Below are 843 nucleotides of genomic sequence, written 5' to 3'. Positions count from 1 at the left end.
TCGCCGCCTCCGCGACGACGGCGTACATCAAGGACCACATCGGCGGCGCCGGTTCCCAGGCCCAGCAGCAGCTGGTCCAGCTGGAGGGCCAGGTGCACGGGTACACCAACGCGATCTGGTTCGCCGTGGGCATCCTGGTCCTCGCCGCGACGATCGCCGCGACCTTCATCAACACCGGCCGTCCGGACACCGCCGCGGTGACCGGCTCCGGCGAAGGTGCCGAGGACGAGGCGAAGGTCCCGGTGATCGCCCACTGACGGCCCGTACACCGGGTACGCCCGGTACTTCGGGTACTGCGATCACTTCGGGTACTTCCCGTACTTCGTGTACGGCGCGGGGTGGGGACGCCTCGCCGTACACGATGCAGGGTCAGCCCCGGCTCCGAGAGCGACGGAGCCGGGGCTGACCCGTGTTCGGGCCCTCAACACCCGATCCCGGTGAGCAGCGGAGGCGTTGTCCCACACGAAGCGGTCCTGAGGAGCGGTCCCACGGCACGGGTAGGAGTTTCTTCGTCTGCCTCGCATTCCTTATCCGGACCCTTATCGCCTACGTCAGCCATCCGTTGAACAGGTGGCAGGTCGGGAAGGCGCCGGTCCAGAGGTCGAGGAGCGTCTCGCTCACCATGCCTCAACGGGTCAAGAGGGCGAGTCATGCTGGATATCCGTCGTCTGCACATGCTCAGGACCGTCGCCGCCCGAGGCTCCATCGCGGCGACTGCCCAGTCACTGGCGCTGTCCGCCGGTGCCGTGTCCCAGCAGCTGTCCGCGCTGCGGCACGACGTGGGAGTCGATCTGCTGCGCCCCGACGGGCGAACCGTGGCACTGACCGAGGCGGGCCGGGTAC

Annotated in this window: 1 protein-coding gene and 1 pseudogene; both read left to right on the top strand. The window is 68.6% G+C overall.

The window, feature by feature from the left end:
* Positions 1-257, top strand: a pseudogene (locus ACTWQR_RS55870) (MFS transporter); the annotation flags it as partial.
* Between the two features lie 393 nt (positions 258-650).
* A partial coding sequence (locus tag ACTWQR_RS55865; RefSeq protein WP_443235035.1) for a helix-turn-helix domain-containing protein occupies positions 651-843 on the top strand: 193 nt, incomplete at its 3' end.

It is taken from the genome of Streptomyces sp. 2A115, from assembly GCF_052245575.1.
GTDB lineage: Bacteria > Actinomycetota > Actinomycetes > Streptomycetales > Streptomycetaceae > Streptomyces.
The sequence above is the reverse complement of the archived record's forward strand: the minus strand, read 5'-3'. Positions and strand labels throughout refer to the sequence as shown.